The sequence below is a fragment of the Caenibius sp. WL genome, assembly GCF_019803445.1.
Taxonomy (GTDB): Bacteria; Pseudomonadota; Alphaproteobacteria; order Sphingomonadales; family Sphingomonadaceae; genus Caenibius.
This window is the reverse complement of sequence record NZ_CP081844.1, coordinates 3216369-3236029: the sequence shown is the minus strand read 5'-3', so window position 1 is coordinate 3236029 and position 19661 is coordinate 3216369. Positions and strand designations below refer to the sequence as shown.

Here is a 19661-nt window from a genome sequence, read left to right as displayed (position 1 = left end):
AATCGGGCCGGTTGCCGCTTTATTCTCCGTTTGGCGCGATTTCCGGGTGGGCAGATGTTTCCATCCGCCGCGAAATCCCGTTATGGGACGGCTCCTTCCTCTCTGCTCGTCCGAAGGAAACAGGGAATCGGCCTGTTTGTCTGCGGACCGGCTTCCGGGACCGGAATTAGTTCCTATAAACGGGAACGATTGTGCCACCCCTTTCAGGAAAAGGGACGAAAAACTGAACATGTCCAATTCTTCCGTCGATCTCGCCAGCCAGCTTTGTTCCCGCCTGTGCCACGATCTGCTGAGCCCGGTCGGAGCGCTGATGAACGGGCTGGAACTCCTGGCGGACGAAAAGGACCCGGCCATGCGCCAGCGGTGCTTCGAACTGCTGGAACAGAGCGCCAAGGCCTCGACGGACAAGCTCAAATTCTTCCGCCTCGCGTTCGGCGCGGCGGGCGGCTTCGGGGAAAAGGTATCCACCGACGAAGTGCGCAGCCTGGTCGATGCGCTGGTGGCCGGGAACGACCGAATCACGGTGAGCTGGGTGCTGGGCGCGGCGGAACTGTCGAAGCCCGCGGCCAAAGTGCTGCTCAATTTCGCGCACATTGCGCTCGACGCGCTGATGCGGGGCGGTTCGATCGACATCGCCGCCGAAGTGCGCGGCGGCACTTGTGAAATCGCGGTGCGCGCGATGGGGCGCAAAGTCGCGTTCGACCGCACCATCGGCGATGCGCTGGAAGGGCGCCTCGCCCCCGAAGCGCTGTCGGGCCGCACGGCGGCGGCACATATGCTCCACGTCATCGCGGCGGAAGCGGGCGGCGGGTTGCAGCACGCGGTGGCGGAAGATGCCCTGGTGCTCGGGGCGGTGCTGCCGGAAGAGTAAACACGATGGACGAACTGGTGCAGCACGCGGTTCCGTCGCCCAACTGGAACGAGCGCAAGCTGCCCATTTCCATGATCGTCCTGCACTATACCGGCATGCGCACCGGGGCCGAGGCGCTGGAGCGGATGTGCGATCCGGCGGCCGAAGTGTCCGCGCATTACATGATCGAGGAAAACGGCGCGGTCACCCGGCTGGTCGATGAAGACAAGCGCGCGTGGCACGCGGGCCGGTCCTACTGGCGCGGGATCACGGATGTGAATTCGGCCAGCATCGGGATCGAACTGGTCAATCCGGGGCACGAATGGGGCTATCGCCCGTTCACTGCCGCGCAGATGGAATCGCTGTTGCCGCTGGTTGGGCGAATCGTGCGCCGTTACGACATTCCGCGCGCCAATGTGGTCGGCCATTCCGATATCGCCCCCGCGCGCAAGGACGATCCGGGCGAATTGTTCGACTGGGGGCGCCTTGCCCGCTTGCGGCTGGCCCTGGCGGTGCCGAAGATCAGCCTCGGCACGCCGTTTCCCAACGATGGGGCGTTCATGCTGGGGCTGGAACGGTTCGGTTATGACATCACCGACGGGCGCGCGGCGGTGGCGGCGTTCCAGCGCCGCTGGCGCCCCGCGCGGATCGATGGCGCAATCGATGGAGAAATCGGGGCGATACTTTTCGCGCTGCTCTTGGAACGCGACCGCGGCCACGCTAGATAGGGCGCGCCAGGGGGCCGGGCAGCCGCGTTCTCCGACAAGCTCATGAGCGGGTCGGAGGCCGAGGAAAGTCCGGGCTCCACGAAACAAGGGTGGCGGGTAACGCCCGCCGGGTGTCCGGCTTGCCGGGCATTCAGGGAAAGTGCCACAGAGAGCAGACCGCTCGCCGGGCAACCGGCAGCAAGGGTGAAAGGGTGCGGTAAGAGCGCACCGCGCGACTGGCAACAGGAGCGGCACGGCAAACCCCACCCGGAGCAAGGCCGAATAGGGGCGGCGCGCCGAAGGCCCACAAGGCCGGACAGCAAGGGGGTTTCGCCCTCGACCGCCCGGGTTGGCTGCTTGAGCCTTGCGGCAACGCAAGGCCTAGAGGAATGGCTGCCATTGCGGATACGGTCTCTCGTGGGATACCGTCCGCGATACAGAACCCGGCTTACAGGCCCCCTGGCACTTTATCGCATGGCGATCAGACGGCGGCTGCGCGGGTTTCGATAGTGACCGCGCTGCCGGTACCGCGCGCCTGAATGAACCGCCGGGTGCCGCCTTCCAGCACCAGCGCGGTCAGCACGTCATAGCAATAGCCGCCGGTGTCGATGCCGATGCGGTTCGGGCGCTCTTCCACCTGCGGGCGGATCGTGTGGCCGTGGACCACGACATGCGAATAGGGTTCCCGATGCGAAAGGAACGGTTCGCGAATCCAGCGCAGCGTGCGTTCGCTCTGCCGGTCGACCGCGATGCCCGGTTCGATCCCGGCGTGAACGAACAGGTAGTCCCCAATCGCCACCGAGGCTTCGAAACCGGCCATGAAGCGGCGGTCTTCTTCCGGAATCTGCTCGGCCATGGCTGCCTGCACATGGCGAAGGCTATCCCGATCCAGCCCGCGCACGGCGATGCCGTAGCTTTCAAGAGTTTCGTAGGCGCCATGCGGCAGAAGCCTGGCCAGCCATTCCAGATCAGTGAACGCGTCGAGGAACATTTCCTCGTGATTGCCCATCAGGATGCGAACCGTCCGCCGTTGCCGCCATGCGCGGGCGAAGGCGAGCACGCCTTTGCTGTCGGCGCCGCGATCGATCAGGTCGCCCAGCAGGATCACGGTGGTCTGTGCGGCGGGCGCGGCGGCATCGTCGGCCTCGATCGCGCGGGCGAGCGGTTCGAGCAGATCGAGCCGCCCATGGATATCGCCGATGGCATAGACGCGTTGCCCGGCGGGCACACTGGCGGTTGCCACGGTGACACCGGCTGTTGCATGATCGTCTCGGGCCTGATTGCTTATCTGGTCGGGAATCACGGGTGATTGTCCTGCTTGCTCATCGCCATGGCTGGCATGGCGGCCCAGTCTCGTCTGTAAATCCTGTCTCGCCTGTGAATGTGATGCGCAAAATCCACACTTTCTGCACTTGCTCGCGTCTTGCGCGAAAGGGTCTTGTGCATTGCAGCATCGGCAGGCAGTTTCCCGTTATTCCGCAACGGGCGTCCACCAAGAGATGACCGGCGGAATGCAGGTGGGACGATGTACAACAGATTCATCGTAACAAGGAATACTGTCATGCTTACGTTCCTCCGCAACCTTTCGGTTGCATCCGCGCTTGCCGGCGCCGCTTTCGTGGCCACCCCCGCCATGGCCCAGGATGAAGGCGCGGTGACCGGTCCGTCCGATTTCACGGTCAGCGGCAATGTCGCCATCGTCACCGATTATCGTTTCCGCGGGGTTTCCCTGTCGGGGGGTGATTTCGCGATCCAGGGTGGGATCGATGTCGCGCATTCGAGCGGTTTCTATGTCGGAACCTGGGCCTCCTCGCTCGATGACGGGGGCAGCGGTCTCGGTGACATGGAACTCGATGTCTATGGCGGGTGGAGCGGCGATATCGCTTCCAATCTCAAGCTCGACGCCGGGCTGCTCTACTATATCTATCCGGCCAAGGATCAGGGCTTCGGCAAGTCCGATTATTTCGAACCCTATGTGAAACTGTCGAGCCAGTTCGGCCCGCTGGGAGCGACGCTGGGCGTGGCCTATGCCTGGGACCAGAAGGCGCTGGGCAGTGAAGACAACCTCTATATCTTCACCGATCTCGAAGTTGGCATTCCCCGGACGCCGATCACGCTGACCGGCCACCTCGGTTATACCGATGGGGCGCTGGCGCCCGATTATCTCGGCGGCTTCAACAACGACAAGACCGCGCTCGACTGGTCGATCGGGGCTTCGGCCACCGTGCTGGGCGGGCTGACGGTCGGGGTCAGCTATGTGGGCGTGGAAGGCAAGTCGATCAAGAATGCCACCAACGACGCCGTGGTAGGCACCTTGTCCTACAGCTTCTGATCGCAAAGTGGAACGAACAGGCGGCCCGTGCGTGATGCGCGGGCCGTTTTGCATTGCCGCGCGACGCGCGATCAGCGCAGATAGAAATCCACCGTGGTGACGACGCGGACTTTCTTGAACGGGGTGTCGGAGACCCCCCATCCGCCGCCGCTGTCGCCATCGCGCGCTTCGACCGAGAAATAGCCTTGCGTCGCCTGCTTGATGCCGCCAACGCTGGTGTCGCTGTCCTTGGCGAATTGCTGGGCGGAAGCGCGGGCGTCCCTGGTCGCTTCGGCCACCATCGCGGGCTTGATGTCGTTGAGCTTGGTGAACGTGTAGGCCATGCCCGATCCTTCCTCCAGCACCACGCCGCGGCGGACGAGATCGAACTGGCTGCGCACCGCCTTTTCCGCGCGGGCGATATCGTTGGTGCGCAAGGTCATGCGCTGGCGCACGGTGAACTGCTGCACCCCATCGGTGGTGGTGTTGGAAACGTTCACGCCCGTGGGCTGCAAAGCGTCATCGGGGAAGCCCAGTTCCTTGAAGAACGCGCGGATCTGGCCGGTGTCGCGGTCGACGCCCGCCTGTGCGGTGGCGAGATCGGGTGCGCTGGCCGAATAGGCGATGGTCCAGGTGGCCAGATCGGCCTTCACATCGCGTTCGGCCAGCCCGCGCACGGTGACGGAACGATCCGCTTCCCGCGCCCGGGTCAGCCCGTCGCCCAGCAAATAGCCGCCGAGAACGAGTCCGATGGCAAGGATGCCTGAACTGATGAGCCAGCGGCGGTTGACCGTATCGCGCCAGAACGGCGGCGCAGACTGCTGGTGGCCGATTGCGGCATCGGGCATTATAGAGCCTCCCCAGAACGAATGCCTTGGCTGGCACAAAGGTGCTGCCGGGGCCATGAACCCTGTTTGAACATAGATGAATGGAGCCGCTTCCGTTGCTGAAATATCTCCACACCATGATCCGCGTGACCGATCCCGAAGCGACGATCCGCTTTTTCGAACTGATCGGGCTGGAAGAAGTCGATCGGCATGAATCGCCGCAGGGCCGCTTCACGCTGATTTTCCTCGCCGCGCCGGGGCAGGCCGACAAGGCGCAGGTCGAACTGACGTACAACTGGCCGCCGGAAGATGGCAGTGCCCCGGAAGCCTATACGGGCGGGCGCAATTTCGGCCATCTCGCTTTTCAGGTCGATGATATCTACGCCACCTGCCAGCGGTTGCAGGATGCCGGGCACATCATCCATCGCCCGCCGCGCGACGGGCACATGGCCTTCGTGAAAAGCCCCGATGGCATTTCGGTCGAACTGCTGCAGGACGGCAAGCGGGAACCGCAGGAGCCGTGGGCAAGCATGGAAAACACCGGCACCTGGTGACGCGCCCGATACGAGGCGGGTGAAGGGCGGCGCGGCATCAAGGCCGGGCCGCCCGCCCTTTATCGGGCGTTCGCTTGCGGAGCGGGGGCGAACCGCAGCACGGCGTAGCCCAGCACTGCGGAAACCAGCGATCCGCCGAGAATGCCCAACTTGGCTTCTTCCACCAGCAACGGATAGTCGGGAAACGCGAGCGCGGCGATAAACAGGCTCATCGTGAAGCCGATCCCGCACAGGATCGCCACGCCCCAGATCTGGGCCCAGCTCGCCCCCGCCGGGCGGCGGGCGAAGCCGATCCGGTCCGCCACCCAGATGGCCACGAAAATGCCCATCTGCTTGCCGATCACGAGGCCGCAGGCGATGGCCAGCGGCAGCGGGGACAGCAGCCCCACCAGCCCGATCCCGGCAAGCGCCACCCCGGCATTGGCGAAACCGAACAGCGGCACGATCAGATAGGTGTTCCAACCCGACAGGGCATGTTCCAGCCGTTCGAGCAGCGCGGGTTTGGGGCCTGCCATCGGAATGGCCAGAGCGGCGACCACGCCCGCGATCGTGGCGTGCATCCCCGAATGGAGCACGCAATACCACATGGCGAGCGCGGCCAGCGCATAAGGCCCCGCATGGGAGACGCGCGCCCGGCCAAGCGCCAGCATCACTGCCAGCAGGCAGAGCGCGATGACCAGCCAGCCGAGCTTGAGACTGCCGGTGAAGAACACCGCGATAATCAGCACCGCGCCGATATCGTCGACGATCGCCACGGTCAGCAGGAACAGGCGCAGCGGGGCGGGCACGCGCGGCCCCACCAGTGCGAGCACGCCGAGAGCGAACGCGATATCGGTGGCGGCGGGAATGGCCCAGCCGTGAATCAGCACCGGATCTCCGCCGGCAAGGCCGGCATAGACCGCAGCCGGTATCGCCATCCCGGCGAAAGCAGCCAGAACCGGCAGGCGCCGCTGGCGCGCGTCGGCCAGTTGCCCGGCGACGATTTCCCGTTTCACTTCCAGCCCGACCACGAAAAAGAACACCGCCATCAGCGCGTCGTTGATCCACAGATGCAGCGTGCCCAGCTTGGCGATGGGCGTCCACGGCAAGGGCGCGTGGAACAGCGCGTGATAGCCATGCGCCAGCGGGGAATTGGCCAGCGCGATCGCCAGGGCCGCCACCAGAATCAGCAGGCTCCCGGCAAAAGCCTCATGCCCGGCGAGCACGCGCAACCGGTGCGGCACAAGCGAATGGGGGGAATGCGGGGCAGCCATTTTGTCTCCTTTTTGGAATAGGTTGCGCGTTGCAAGCCCATCCAGCCTCGTTTATTTCGGAATCACACGTCATCAGCCAAGGGGGGTAGTCGATGACGATTCTGGGGGGTTATTCCATCCTACAGGCCATGGCCTTTGTAGGATACGAGTTACTGCTGTTTGCCGGTGCGTTTTTTCTGATCGGCGCATTCGACGATATCCTTGTCGATATCCACTATCTTTGGGGGCGTTTGCGCGGGCGGCTGCGCACTGCCCGCATTCGCCGCGCCGAGTTCACGGGGCGGCCGCTGGCGGGCATTGCCGCGGTGATGATCCCTGCCTGGCGGGAAGCCGAAGTGATCGGCGCCACGGTGCACCACACGCTGTCTGCCTGGCCACAGCCGGAATTGCGGCTCTATGTCGGCTGCTACGGCAACGATCCGCAAACGGTGCAGGCGGTGATCGGCGCGGCGCGGGGCGATCCGCGCCTGCGGGTGGTTATCCATGATCGCGCCGGGCCCAGCAGCAAGGCCGATTGCCTCAACCGCATCTATCGCGCGCTGCGCGAAGACGAAGCGCGGATGGGGACGCCCGCCCGCATGATCCTGCTCCACGATGCGGAAGACATGGTCGATCCGGCGGCTCTCGCGCTGCTGGACCGGGCGATGGACGATTGCGACTTCGTGCAGATGCCGGTCCTGCCCGAACCGCAAGCGGGCTCGATCTGGATCGCGGGCCATTATTGCGACGAATTCGCCGAGGCGCATGGCAAGGCCATGGTGGTGCGTGGGGCGCTGGAGGCGGGCCTGCCCGCCGCCGGGGTCGGTTGCGCTTTCGCGCGTGGCGCGCTGGAACGGGTGGCGGGGCGCAACGGCGGCGCAAACAGCACGCCTTTCGCCAGCCAGAGCCTGACCGAAGATTACGAACTGGGCCTCAAGATCGCCGAAATCGGTGGCCGCTCGCGGTTCCTGCGCCTGCGTGGGGACGATGGCCGGCTGGTGGCGACGCGGGCCTGCTTTCCCGCCCATTTCGCGGAAGCGGTGCGGCAGAAGACCCGGTGGATTCACGGCATCGCCTTTCAGGGCTGGGACCGGATGGGCTGGGAAGGCGGGCTCAGCGAACGCTGGATGCGCCTGCGCGACCGGCGCGGGCCGCTGACCGCCCTGGTGCTGGCGGTGGCCTATCTCTGCATCATTCTTTCGGGTGTGCTGTGGTTGGGCAATGCCATGGGGCTGCTGGTCCTGCCGCAACCCGGCCCGGTGGTGCAACTGCTGCTGGGGCTCAACCTGATCGCGTTCTTCTGGCGGGTGTGCTGGCGCTGTGTTTTCTCCTGGCGTGAATATGGCGCGCTGGAAGGCGTGTTGGCAGTGCTGCGGATTCCGGTTTCCAATGCGATCGCGATCTTTGCCGGGCGGCGGGCGGTGTTTGCCTACTGGCGCACGCTCAAGGGGGAACCGCCGACGTGGGAAAAGACGGTGCATCGCCTGCATCCCTCGATGCTGCGCCGGAAGGAGGCCGCATCGTGACCGTGCGGGCCCCTTTGCGCGGCAGGCCGCTGCATATGTTGTTGCTGGTGGTTGCGGGCTGGGCGGTCCTGCGCGCGTTCACCTGGGCGCCGCCGGAATGGAGCACGGCGCCCGCCGGCGCGATGGAGATGCCCCCTGCCAGCCGTCTGGCGTGGGGCGGGGCTAAGCCGCCCGTGCGGGCGGCGGGATTCGCTCGCGGGCCGGTCACTCCGGCGGGATTTGGCGGTTGGGAAGGTCCGGGCGGGCCATCCGCATTCGATGCTGGCGAAAGCGCGGCGATGGCCCGCACGGCGGACCTGCGCGCCGCGCTGCGTCTGGCTTATGCGCTGCTGGATGATCCCGGTTACGGCGCACCACGCCCGGTCGCGTTTCCTGTGTACTATCCTGCACCGGCACCGGTGGGCATGGCTCAGGCGATACCTGCGATGCCTGCCTTGCCAGTTCCGGTGGCGGGTTATGGCGGCTGGAACGGGGCGCTTCCCCCGGGCCTGCCGCCTTTGGCCGCGCTCGGCGGGCAGAGTGCGCCCGATGCGCCCGCGCCGGTTCCGCTGTCTCCGGGGCTGGCGGAAGGCCGGGTGGATCGCTGGTCGGCCGATATGTGGATGCTGGCGCGCAAGGAGTCGGCCATTCCGCTTGCGTCGGGGCGGCCGGTCTATGGCGGCAGCCAGGCGGGCGCGGTGCTGCGCTATCGGATTGCCCCGTCGAGCGGCCACCGCCCGCTGGCCTATCTGCGGGCGAGCGCGGCGCTGGGCGCGGTTCGCGAAAGCGAGATCGCGCTTGGCGTGGGAGCGCGGCCCGTTCCCGCGATCCCGATCACTCTTGCCGCCGAAGCGCGGGGCTTTCGCAGCGCCAGTGGCCGCAAGAGTTTCCGCCCGGCGGCGCTGGCCTATACCGAACTGCCGCCGTTCGCTCTGCCGCTCGGCTTTACCGGTGAAGCCTATGCTCAGGCGGGGTATGTTGGCGGGGCGTTCAAGACCGGCTTTGTCGACGGGCAGATACGGGGCGACCGGCCGCTGCTGGACATGGGCGATACCCGGCTGCGAATCGGGGGCGGAATATGGGGCGGGGCGCAGAAGGGGGCCTCCCGGCTCGATATTGGGCCCAGCGCCAGTGCCATGGTCGACATCTGGGGAACGCCTTCGCGCGTTTCGGTGGACTGGCGTTTTCGCCTGATGGGCGATGCGCAGCCCGAATCCGGCCCGGCGCTGACTATTTCAGCGGGTTTCTGATTGGAGACGCTTTCAACTGCCGCGGCGGTGGTTTAGGTCATTATCTGTCATGGATGTGTACCTCCCTATCGCCAATCTCTCGGTCAATGGGCTGGTGATTGTCGCATTGGGGGCGATCACCGGGATACTCTCCGGCCTGTTCGGCGTGGGGGGCGGATTCCTGACCACGCCGTTGCTGATTTTCTACGGGATTCCGCCCACGGTCGCGGCCGCTTCAGCCGCCAGCCAGGTGACCGGGGCCAGCGTATCGGGTGTGTTCGCCTATACCAAGCGGGGCGGGGTCGATTATCACATGGGCCTCGTCATGGTGGCGGGCGGGGTGCTCGGTTCCGGGCTCGGTGGCCTGCTGTTCCGTTTCCTCGAATCCATCGGCCAGATCGATACGGTCATCAACATCCTCTATGTCGTGCTGCTGGGCACGATCGGCGGGCTGATGGGGCATGAAAGCTATCAGGCAATCCGGGCGACGCGCGGCGGGGCGGCGCCCCAGCCACGCAAGCGGCGGCACCATCCGATTGTGGCCAGCCTGCCTCTGCGCTGGCGCTTCTATCGTTCGGGCCTGTACATTTCCCCACTGGCGCCGCTGCTGATCGGTATCGGCGTCGGCATCCTGACGATGCTGATGGGGGTTGGCGGCGGGTTCATCCTCGTTCCCGCGATGCTGTATATCCTGGGGATGAGCGCGAATGTCGTGGTCGGCACATCGCTGTTCCAGATCCTGTTCGTGACCATGGCATCGACGATGATGCATTCGCTGACGACCAAGGCGGTGGATATCGTGCTGGCCGGGCTGCTACTGCTTGGCTCGGTCACCGGGGCGCAGATCGGCACCCAGTTGGCGGGCAAGGTCCAGCCGCAGAAACTGCGGTTTATTCTGGCGGTGATCGTGCTGGCGATGGCGCTGCGCATGGCGTTCGGGCTCGGTTTCCGGCCGAGCGAAATCTACTCGGTAATGCCGCTGTGAAGGCGCTGTTCGCCCTGATCGCCTTGCTTCTGCTGGGCGGGGCGAGGGACCCGATTCTCGTGCCCGAAGTGTCGCAGCACGAGATTCAGGTGCGGCAGGGCTTCACCGGGACGGAACTGCTGCTGTTCGGCGCGATTCTCGATCCCACGGGCACGCGCGCCGGGCGCGATTACGATATCGTGGTGGTGCTGAAAGGGCCGACACAGGCGGTGCGCCTGCGCGAAAAGCAGAAAATCGCCGGAATCTGGATCAATGCCGACAGCACTGCCTTGCGCTCCGCCCCGTCGTTCTTCGCCGTGGCATCTTCGCGCCCGATCGGTCAGATCGTCGATGATCGCACGGCCGCGATTTACGAACTGGGGCTGGACTGGCTGCAACTGTCGCCCATCGGCGCGATCGATCCCGCTGAACAGGCGCGTTTTTCGGCTGGTCTGGTCGATCTGCGGCGGCGCGAAGGGCTCTACAGCGAAGATCCGAATGGCGTGACGATCAGCGAACAGGTGCTGTATCAGGCGCGTATTTCGCTGCCGTCCAGCGTGCAGACCGGCACCTATACGGCGGAAACTTTCGCCATCACCAAGGGGCGGGTGATCGCTTCCGCCACCGCGCGGGTGGAAGTGCGCAAGATCGGCTTCGAACGTTTCGTTGCCGTGTTCGCCGATCAGAATTCGCTGCTTTATGGCTTGCTGGTGGTGTCGGTGTCGGTCGGCATGGGCTGGCTGGCGGGGCGCCTGTTCGCGCTGATCTGATCCGTTGCCCGCGCTCACGCGGGGAAAACGCGCATTGACGCGATCTTAACCAGCGCCCGGTAGGGCGGTGTCCTCGAAAAAAGGGGGCATTCGGGCAAACGATGGATGAGATCGGCAACAGCCAGCGGGCATGGGCACAGCAATCGGAACCTGAGAGTGCAACGGTGATCGCACCGCGCGAACCCGTGGCGGCGCAACCTGCCGCTTCCAGCCCGGCCAGCGCGAACGCGGCGCAGCCCATCGGTGTGGTGCTGGAAATCGCCGGATCGTCTTCGCACATCGCGCTTGACAGCGATCGGTTGCAGGCATGCGCCACCGATCTCGATCCGTCCATTGCCCTTGCCGGGCAGGTGGGCAGCCAGATCAAGATCAGGGCGGGCGATGGCTGGCTGGTGGCCAACGTGCGCACCCAGAAGCGCGACGGGCGCAATCCCGATGGGATCATTGCCGGGATCGACTTTCTTGGCGAAGGGGCGGAGGATCGCGTCAGCGGGCGGCTTCACACATTCCGCCGCGGGGTGACGCGCTATCCCATTCCCGGCGCGCTGGTCTATCCCGCCACGCATGAGGATCTGCGGCAGGTCTATGCCAGCGACCACAGTTCCACGGTGCAGATCGGCACCGTCTTCCCGACCGACGATATTCGCGCGGGGGTGCAGATCGATGCCATGCTGGGCAAGCATTTCGCGCTGCTGGGTTCCACCGGCACGGGTAAATCCACCGCCGCTGCGCTGCTCCTGCACCGTATTTGCAACGCCGCCCCCAACGGCCATATCCTGATGATCGACCCGCACGGCGAATATGCCAGCGCTTTCGGCGCCAACGGGATATTGCTCAATGTCGGCAATCTGCAACTGCCCTACTGGTTGATGAATTTCGAGGAACATTGCGAAGTGTTCCTGACTTCCACCGGCCATGACCGGCAGGAAGATGCCGATATCCTCGCCCGATGCCTGTTGCAGGCGCGCACGAAGCATCGCAAGGCGGATCAGCCGGGCAAGATCACGGTCGATACGCCGGTGCCCTATCTGCTGTCGGACCTGACCGGCATTCTGCAACTGGAAATGGGCAAGCTCGACAAGGCGACGTCCAGCGCCCCCTATCAGCGGATCAAGGGCAAGATCGATGAGATCAGGGGCGATCCGCGCTATCAGTTCATGTTTTCGGGCATGCTGGTGAGCGACACCATGGCCGATTTCATCGGGCGCATTTTCCGTATGCCCGCCGATGGCAAGCCGATCGCGATCATCGATGTTTCCGGGGTCCCCTCCGAAGTGACCGCGACCGTGGTCGCGGTGCTCAGCCGGCTAGTGTTCGATTTTGCGATCTGGAGCCGCGAGGAACGAACCCGGCCGATCCTGCTGGTCTGCGAAGAAGCGCACCGGTACGTGCCCAACGAACGGAACGCCGATGGGTCTTCTGTGGGGCGCATCCTGTCCCGCATCGCCAAGGAAGGGCGCAAGTACGGCGTATCGCTGGGGCTGATCACGCAGCGCCCCTCCGATCTTGCCGAAGGCGTCCTGTCGCAATGCGGCACGATCATCGCCATGCGTCTGAACAATGACCGCGACCAGCAATTCGTCAAAGCGGCGATGCCCGAAGGCGCGCGCGGGTTCCTCGATGTGATACCGGCGCTGCGCAACCGCGAATGTATCATTTGCGGGGAGGGGGTTTCCGTTCCGGTGCGTGTCAGTTTCGACGATCTGGAAGAAAGCCTGCGCCCGGCGTCGGCCGATCCTTCGTTCGTCAGCCTGTGGGCCGAAACGGGCGATGACGATGCGGCTGCCGTGCAGCGCACGGTGGCCCGCTGGCGCGCGCAGGGGCGCTGACCGGCCAGGGAAATGCGCCGCACGATCGCCGCATCGGCTTTCGTGAAGCTGTCAATTTGTTGAGGCAGGCAACTATTTGTTGCCCCGCCCGCTTCACCTTTGCCCGATCACGGATTAGAAGCGCGCGAAAGACAAGCATAGCCGAGAGGACCCCATTCCATGAAAACCAAGGCATACGGCAATCAGGCCGCCGACCAGACTCTTGCCCCGATGGCGATCGAGCGCCGGGCGCCGGGGCCGCGCGATGTGGTGGTGGATATCCTCTTTTCCGGCGTCTGCCATTCCGACGTGCACACCGCATGGAACGAATGGGGGACGACGCGCTACCCTTGCGTTCCGGGGCATGAAATCGTCGGCAAAGTGGTGGAAACAGGGTCCGCCGTCTCGCGCTTCAAAGTGGGCGATACGGTCGGTGTCGGCTGCATGGTCGACAGTTGCCGCACCTGCCCCTCGTGCGAAGATGGGGACGAGCAATATTGCACCGGTTCCGGCTTCGTCGGCACGTACAATGCGTATGACAAGCATTCGGGCGGCCATACTTTCGGCGGCTATTCCGATGCCATCGTGGTGGACGAGGATTTCGTTCTCGCCGTTGGCCATGACGAGAAGGATCTGGCGGGCGTCGCCCCGCTGCTCTGCGCCGGGATCACCACCTATTCGCCGTTGCGCCACTGGAAAGTGGGGCCGGGGCAGAAAGTCGGCGTGGTCGGCCTGGGCGGGCTCGGCCATATGGGCGTGAAGATCGCCGCGGCGCTGGGCGCGGAAGTGACGGTGTTCACCACCTCCCCCAACAAGCGTGACGATGCCGTGCGTCTGGGCGCCAGCCATGTCGTAAATTCGCGCGATGCGGAACAGATGGCGGCACAGGCCGGGACGTTCGATTTCATTCTCAACACCGTGGCCGCGCCGCACGATCTCGATCCGTTCATCACCGCTCTGAAGCGTGACGGAACGATGGTGCTGGTCGGTGTTCCGCCCGAAGCGCACAAGTCGCCTTCGGTCGGCAATCTGGTGTTCGGGCGCAAGGCGATTGCCGGCTCTCTGATCGGCGGGATCGCCGAAACGCAGGAAATGCTGGATTTCTGCCGCGATCACAATCTGACGGCGGATATCGAGCTGATCGACATGGCCGATATCAACCAGGCTTATCAGCGTATGGTGAAAGGCGACGTGAAGTACCGCTTCGTGATCGATATCGCCTCGCTCAACTGAGCAAGGCGGGATGCGCGGTGCTTCAGGTGCCGCGCGTGTCGCCGTAGAGATGGATATGCAGCCTGTCGCTCATGCGGAAGCCATGGCGCAGGCACAGATCGGACAGCCAGACCTGCCGTTCGCGCAAAATGGCGCTGGCGGTCCCTTCGGGCATCAGGAACACCCGCTCCCCCGGAATGGCGTGGCGTTGCTGCAAGGCCAGCACTTCGGCCACATCATCGGGCGTGGCGATCACGAATTTGAAGAACGCGCGCGGATTCCGCGCCCAATCGGCCAGCCGTTCGGGGATCAGCGCCAGTTCGGCCGGGTTGCCGCTGTGCGCCAGCTTGGGGCTGACGTTGTACTGCTGCACCAGCGGATCGAGAGTCGCGGCAGGCGCGGCGGTGCCGTTGGTTTCGATTTCCACATGCATCGGCGGCAGATGCGCCAGCATCCGGGCGAGGGCCGGGGCCTGTAACAGCGGTTCCCCCCCTGTGATGACCAGCCGATCCTGCCCCAGCGCGGCGATCCGGCTGGCGGCTTCCTCCTCGCTCATCGTCACCTGATTGGCGGCGCGGTCGAACGCCACATCATCGCGATGCGGGCGGTTGTCCCCGGCGAAACGCCACGTATAGGCAGTGTCGCACCACTGGCACGCCAGATTGCAGCGCGACAGGCGGATGAACGTGCTCGGCCGCCCCTGCGAGGGGCCTTCGCCCTGGAGCGAGGCGAAGATTTCCGGCTCGCCCGGCGTGGTGGTGGCGAGGATCAGCGGCATTTCAATTCAGTTTCTCGTGCAGCTCTGGATTGCTTCGCTTCGCTCGCAATGACGGCAGGGATCTCGTCATTGCGAGCCCGGCACAAGCCGGGCGTGGCAATCCAGGGCCGGATCATGCGATGCTCACCCCAGCCGTGCCAGCGCCGCCGCCAGCCGTTCGGCTTCGGCGGCGTGATGGGCATGGTCGGCCCGGGCCTTTTCCACCGCTTCGGGCTTGGCCTTTTCGACGAAGGACGGGTTTTCCAATCGCTTGGCCAGCGAATCGCGTTCCTTCTCCGATGCGGCCTGCGCCTTTTCCAGCCGCGCCTTTTCGGCGGCGATGTCGATCACCCCTTCCAGCGGGATCACGAACACATCCGCGCCCATGCCGATCTGCATCGCCGCGCCCGGTGGGGCCGCTTCGAAACGGATCGCGGAAAGGCGGGCCAGCCGCTCGATGGCCGCCGGATTGCGGGCGATCGCGGTTTTCGCCGTCTCGCCCGGCGTTTCGAGATAAGCGTCGAGCTTCGCGCCCGGCGCAATGCCCAGTTCGTTCTTCGCCGTGCGCAGATTGGAAGTCAGCGCGATCAGCCATTCGACTTCCGCCTTGGCGGCGGCATCGATGGTGGCGCGCGGGTCCGGCCACTTGGCGAGGATCAGTTCGTAGGCGCGCTCACCCTGCGCGTGCCATAGCTCTTCGGTGATGAAGGGCATGAACGGGTGGAGCATGACGAGAATCTGGTCGAGCACCCAGCCGGCGACAGCTTTGGTTTCCGCGTCGAAATTGCCTTTGATAAGTTCGATGTACCAATCGCAGAACGTGTCCCACACGAAGTGATAAATCGTGTTGGCCGCCGCATCGAAGCGCAAGTCCGCCATCGCGGTGTCGAGCGCGGCCAGCGTGCCCGCCACTTCGCCGATGATCCACCGGTTGACCGCCAGCGTGGCGGCGGGCGCGGCCAGCGTGTCGCTGCCGGTGATGCCGTTGGCTTGGCAGAAACGGGTGGCGTTCCACAGCTTGGTGGCGAAGTTGCGGTAGCCTTCGACGCGCTTCTCATCCATTTTGACATCGCGGCCCTGGCTTTCCATCGCCGCCATGAAGAAACGCAGCGCATCCGCGCCGTACTGGTCGATCAGGCCCAGCGGATCGACCACGTTGCCCTTGGACTTGGACATTTTCTGCCCGTCCGCCGCGCGCACCAGCCCGTGAAGGTACAGCCGCCGCCACGGCACATCCTTCATGAAATGGATGCCCTGCATCGCCATGCGCGCATCCCAGAAGAACAGGATATCGAAGCCGGACACCAGAAGGTCGTTGGGATAGTGCTTTTGCAGAAGGTCCGTCCGGTCCGGCCAGCCGAGCGTGGCGAAAGGCCACAGCGCGCTGGAGAACCAGGTGTCGAGCACATCCTCGTCGCGGGTTAGCGCCTTGTTGCCCGCCAGAGTCTGCGCCTCGTCCTCGGTTTCCGCGACATAGACCGTGCCATCCGCGTCGTACCACGCCGGAATCCGGTGGCCCCACCAGAGCTGGCGGGAGACGCACCACGGCTGGATGTTTTCCATCCAGTTGAAATAAGTCTTTTCCCAGGTCTTGGGCACGATCTCGATCGCGCCGGAACGGACCGCTTCCATCGCGGGCGCGGCCAGCGTCGCGGCATCGACATACCATTGATCGGTCAGCCAGGGTTCGATCACCACGCCGCCGCGATCCCCGAACGGGGTCTGGATCGTGCGCGGTTCGGCGTTGTGTTCCTGTTCCTCACCGTCCTTGTTTTTGGTGACGTGCGGGATCAGGAAACCCTGTTCCTTCATCCGCTGGACCACAAGCGCACGCGCATCGAAGCGGTCCAACCCGAGGAATTCGTCAGGGATCAGCCCATCCGCCGTCTGCACTACGCGGGCTTCGGCATCGAGCATGTTGAGCATATCGGCCGGCTTGATTCCGGCGCGCTTGCCCACTTCGAAATCGTTGAAATCGTGCCCTGGCGTGATTTTCACCGCGCCGCTGCCCAGTTCCGGATCGGCGTGCTCATCCGCCACCACTTTGAAGCGGCGGCCGGTAATCGGCTGGAGAATGTCCTTGCCGATGACCGAACGGTAACGCGCATCGTCGGCATTCACCGCCACGGCCATATCGGCCAGCATGGTTTCGGGCCGGGTGGTGGCGACGACGATATGATCGCGGCCATCATCCAGCGTGACACCGTCGGCCAGCGGGTACTTGAAGTGCCAGAACCCGCCCTGAACCTCGCGGGTTTCGACTTCGAGATCGGAAATCGCCGTCTTCAGCTTGGGGTCCCAGTTCACCAGCCGCTTGTCGCGGTAGATCAGGCCTTCGTTATAAAGGTCCACGAAAACCTTGAGCACCGCGCGGGTGAAATGTTCGTCCATGGTGAACTGTTCGCGGCTCCAGTCCATCGAACAGCCGAGGCGGCGGAGCTGGCGGGTGATCTGGCCGCCGCTTTCCGCTTTCCATTCCCACACCTTGTCGACGAATTCCTCGCGCGTGTAGTTGGTGCGCTTGTCCTGCCGCGCTTCCAACTGGCGTTCAACCACCATTTGCGTGGCGATCCCGGCATGGTCGGTGCCGACCACCCACAGCGCATCCTTACCGCGCAAACGCTCGTACCGGATCATTATGTCCTGCAGAGTGTTATCCAATGCGTGGCCGATATGGAGCGAGCCGGTGACATTGGGTGGCGGATTGACAATGGTGAACGGGGTGGCGTCCGGCCGTTCGGGGCGGAACAGGCCGTTGCCTTCCCAGTGGGAATACCATTTCGCCTCGATGGAGGCGGGGTCGAAAGTCTTGTCGAGTTCGGTGCTCATGCTGGTTCGGCCTTTGCCAGCCAGACCCTTGCAGCGCAACCATTGCCGCGCCTGTGCCTTGCCGGGGACACAATTTGAAAGCATACCGCCCCGCAATGCGTGATTGGGCCAGCTATACACTCGATAATACGGGCGATGACACCGGCGGCGAGACGGGTTCGGGCGGCGCGACGCTCGTCCTGACGGGGCGCCTCGTCATTTCCGCTGTCGGGCCGCTCGACCGGGACTTGCGCACGCTCGACGATACCATCGCGAAAGTGGACCTGTCGCAGGTCGAAGAGATCGATACCGTCGGCGCGTGGATCGTGTGGCGCGTCGCGAACGATCACAACGCGCAGGTCGTCGGGGCGAGCGAGGGCGCGCAGCGCCTGATCGATGCGGTCGGTTCCAGCGCCAGCACGGCCGAAATCCTGCCGCCGCGCGTGCCGCTGGTCGAACGCGTGCCGGAAGCGGTGGGGCAACTGGTCACCGGCTGGGGCCGGGGCACGGTGGAAATCATCGGATTTCTCGGCGCGATTCTCGTGTCGTGGTGGGGCATGGTGCGCCATCCTTCGCGCTTCCCGATGAAAGCGCTGGTGCGGCAGATCGAACTGGTCGGCGTCAACTCGCTGGGCATCATCGCCTTGATGAGCTTCCTGATCGGCATCGTCATCGCGCAGCAAGGCGCGGTGCAGCTTCGCCAGTTCGGGGCCGAAGTCTATACGATCAATCTCACCGGCCGTTTGACCTTGCGCGAACTGGGCGTGCTGATGACGGCGATCATGGTGGCGGGCCGTTCGGGCTCCGCATTCGCCGCGCAACTGGGCACGATGAAGCTGACCGAGGAAGTGGACGCGATGCGCACGATCGGCGTTTCGCCGATCGATGCGCTGGTGCTGCCGCGTATTCTGGCAGTGGTGCTGATGATGCCGCTGCTCGGATTCTTCTCGGCGGTGGTGGCCATTGTTGGCGGCGCGTTCCTTGCCGATGTCGCGCTCGATATCCCGTTTTTCACGTTCCTCACCCGTATTCAGGAAGTGGTGCCGCTGCACGATGTCTGGGTCGGGCTGGTCAAGGCCCCGGTGTTCGGCCTGATCGTCGGGCTGGCGGGATGCTATCAGGGGATGCAGGTCAAATCGAATGCCGAGGAAGTGGGTCTGCGCACGACCATGGCGGTGGTCCAGGCGATTTTCATGGTGATCGTGCTCGATGCGTTCTTCGCGGTGTTCTTCACCGAAGTGGGTTGGGATTGAGCCATGGCGATCCGCATCCCCAGAAACACCAACGTCAAGCATGACCTCGACGATGAACGCTATGAAGGCGAATATGCGATTGTCGTGGAGGACATCACCAACCGCTTCGGCGAACAGGTGGTGCATGAAGGCTTGTCGCTCAAAGTCCGCAAAGGCGAGATTCTGGGCGTTGTCGGCGGGTCGGGCACCGGTAAGTCGGTGCTGATGCGCTCCATCATCGGCCTGCAGATACCCGCCGAAGGGCATATTGAAGTGCTCGGCCGTTCGATCACCGAAACCGATCCGGATGACGAGATCGGCGTCCATTCGCGCTGGGGTGTGCTGTTTCAGGGCGGTGCGCTGTTTTCCACGCTGACAGTGGCGGAAAACGTGGAAGTACCGATGCGCGAATTCTACCCCGAACTGGGGGACGAATTGCGGCATGAAATCGCTCGCTACAAAGTGCGGCTTTCCGGCCTGCCCGAGGAAGCGACCAGCAAGTATCCGTCCGAACTGTCGGGCGGGATGAAGAAACGCGCCGGGCTCGCCCGGGCGCTGGCGCTCGATCCCGAACTCCTGTTTCTCGATGAGCCCACCGCCGGCCTCGATCCGATCGGCGCGGCCGGTTTTGACCACCTGACCCGCGAATTGACCGATACGCTGGGGCTGACGGTCTTCCTCATCACGCACGATCTCGATACGCTGTATGAAATCTGCGATCGTGTCGCCGTGCTGGCGGACGGTAAAGTGATTGCCGTGGGGACAATCCCCGAACTGCTGGCAATGGATCATCCCTGGATACAGGAATACTTCAATGGGCCGCGCGGACGCGCCGCCAAGGACAGTCGCGAACGTGCCAGAAGCATGGACAAGCGGCTGGACGAAAAGGCATAGG

Annotated in this window: 17 protein-coding genes and 1 other RNA gene; 13 read left to right on the top strand and 5 right to left on the bottom strand. The window is 64.4% G+C overall.

Going from position 1 to position 19661, the window contains the following annotated elements; all coding sequences use genetic code 11:
• Positions 1 to 229 precede the first annotated feature (229 nt).
• From K5X80_RS15585 to rnpB, 3 genes are all read left to right on the top strand, one after another.
• On the top strand, positions 230 to 871 hold the full coding sequence (locus K5X80_RS15585) for a histidine phosphotransferase family protein (protein WP_222558618.1): 642 nt from the start codon (positions 230 to 232) through the stop codon (positions 869 to 871).
• Positions 872 to 876: 5 nt separating this feature from the next.
• Positions 877 to 1578, top strand: coding sequence for an N-acetylmuramoyl-L-alanine amidase (locus K5X80_RS15580; RefSeq protein WP_222558617.1), 702 nt, complete (start codon positions 877 to 879; stop codon positions 1576 to 1578).
• A gap of 6 nt (positions 1579 to 1584) precedes the next feature.
• An RNA gene (rnpB, locus tag K5X80_RS15575) (RNase P RNA component class A) lies at positions 1585 to 2024 on the top strand.
• A 14-nt stretch (positions 2025 to 2038) separates the two neighbouring features.
• Here rnpB and K5X80_RS15570 read toward each other — a convergent pair.
• Positions 2039 to 2800, bottom strand: a complete 762-nt coding sequence (locus tag K5X80_RS15570; RefSeq protein WP_222558616.1) for a metallophosphoesterase — start codon at positions 2798 to 2800, stop codon at positions 2039 to 2041.
• Positions 2801 to 3118: 318 nt separating this feature from the next.
• Here K5X80_RS15570 and K5X80_RS15565 point away from each other — a divergent pair, with 318 nt between their 5' ends.
• Positions 3119 to 3889: a TorF family putative porin gene (locus K5X80_RS15565; protein WP_222558615.1), complete on the top strand. Its 771-nt coding sequence runs from the start codon at positions 3119 to 3121 to the stop codon at positions 3887 to 3889.
• Positions 3890 to 3960: 71 nt separating this feature from the next.
• Here the strand turns inward: K5X80_RS15565 and K5X80_RS15560 are convergent, their stop codons facing one another.
• Positions 3961 to 4716 (bottom strand): SIMPL domain-containing protein, encoded by a 756-nt coding sequence (locus K5X80_RS15560; protein ID WP_222558614.1) that lies wholly within the window; start codon positions 4714 to 4716, stop codon positions 3961 to 3963.
• Between the two features lie 95 nt (positions 4717 to 4811).
• Here K5X80_RS15560 and K5X80_RS15555 point away from each other — a divergent pair, with 95 nt between their 5' ends.
• A complete protein-coding gene (locus K5X80_RS15555; protein ID WP_283249324.1) occupies positions 4812 to 5249 on the top strand; it encodes a VOC family protein in 438 nt (145 codons plus the stop codon).
• A 59-nt stretch (positions 5250 to 5308) separates the two neighbouring features.
• On the opposite strand, the gene nhaA is transcribed toward K5X80_RS15555, so the two are convergent.
• The gene (nhaA, locus tag K5X80_RS15550) at positions 5309 to 6502 is read right to left on the bottom strand and encodes a Na+/H+ antiporter NhaA (RefSeq protein WP_222558613.1); all 1194 of its coding nucleotides are present in this window, start codon (positions 6500 to 6502) and stop codon (positions 5309 to 5311) included.
• A gap of 92 nt (positions 6503 to 6594) precedes the next feature.
• On the opposite strand from nhaA, the gene K5X80_RS15545 reads away from it, so the two are divergent.
• From K5X80_RS15545 to K5X80_RS15520, 6 genes are all read left to right on the top strand, one after another.
• The gene (locus K5X80_RS15545) at positions 6595 to 8007 is read left to right on the top strand and encodes a glycosyl transferase family protein (RefSeq protein ID WP_222558612.1); all 1413 of its coding nucleotides are present in this window, start codon (positions 6595 to 6597) and stop codon (positions 8005 to 8007) included.
• Positions 8004 to 9236 (top strand): hypothetical protein, encoded by a 1233-nt coding sequence (locus tag K5X80_RS15540; protein WP_222558611.1) that lies wholly within the window; start codon positions 8004 to 8006, stop codon positions 9234 to 9236. The genes K5X80_RS15545 and K5X80_RS15540 overlap by 4 nt, the downstream gene beginning before the upstream one ends.
• A 49-nt stretch (positions 9237 to 9285) precedes the next feature.
• Positions 9286 to 10200 carry a sulfite exporter TauE/SafE family protein gene (locus K5X80_RS15535; protein ID WP_222558610.1) on the top strand — a complete coding sequence of 305 codons (915 nt, stop codon included), beginning with the start codon at positions 9286 to 9288 and terminating at the stop codon, positions 10198 to 10200.
• Entirely contained in the window at positions 10197 to 10949 is a 753-nt protein-coding gene (locus K5X80_RS15530; protein WP_222558609.1) for a TIGR02186 family protein, read from the top strand. Before K5X80_RS15535 ends, K5X80_RS15530 begins: the two co-directional genes overlap by 4 nt.
• Positions 10950 to 11050: 101 nt before the next feature.
• A complete protein-coding gene (locus tag K5X80_RS15525) occupies positions 11051 to 12778 on the top strand; it encodes an ATP-binding protein (RefSeq protein ID WP_222558608.1) in 1728 nt (575 codons plus the stop codon).
• A gap of 159 nt (positions 12779 to 12937) precedes the next feature.
• Complete coding sequence (locus tag K5X80_RS15520) at positions 12938 to 13990, top strand: NAD(P)-dependent alcohol dehydrogenase (RefSeq protein ID WP_222558607.1); 1053 nt, start codon at positions 12938 to 12940, stop codon at positions 13988 to 13990.
• Positions 13991 to 14012: 22 nt separating this feature from the next.
• On the opposite strand, the gene K5X80_RS15515 is transcribed toward K5X80_RS15520, so the two are convergent.
• The gene (locus tag K5X80_RS15515) at positions 14013 to 14747 is read right to left on the bottom strand and encodes a 7-carboxy-7-deazaguanine synthase QueE (RefSeq protein WP_222558606.1); all 735 of its coding nucleotides are present in this window, start codon (positions 14745 to 14747) and stop codon (positions 14013 to 14015) included.
• 123 nt (positions 14748 to 14870) lie between these two features.
• Positions 14871 to 17555 (bottom strand): valine--tRNA ligase, encoded by a 2685-nt coding sequence (locus tag K5X80_RS15510; protein WP_222558605.1) that lies wholly within the window; start codon positions 17553 to 17555, stop codon positions 14871 to 14873.
• 95 nt (positions 17556 to 17650) lie between these two features.
• Here K5X80_RS15510 and K5X80_RS15505 point away from each other — a divergent pair, with 95 nt between their 5' ends.
• Positions 17651 to 18787, top strand: a complete 1137-nt coding sequence (locus K5X80_RS15505; RefSeq protein ID WP_222558604.1) for an ABC transporter permease — start codon at positions 17651 to 17653, stop codon at positions 18785 to 18787.
• A gap of 3 nt (positions 18788 to 18790) precedes the next feature.
• Complete coding sequence (locus K5X80_RS15500; RefSeq protein ID WP_222558603.1) at positions 18791 to 19660, top strand: ABC transporter ATP-binding protein; 870 nt, start codon at positions 18791 to 18793, stop codon at positions 19658 to 19660.
• Position 19661: the final 1 nt, after the last annotated feature.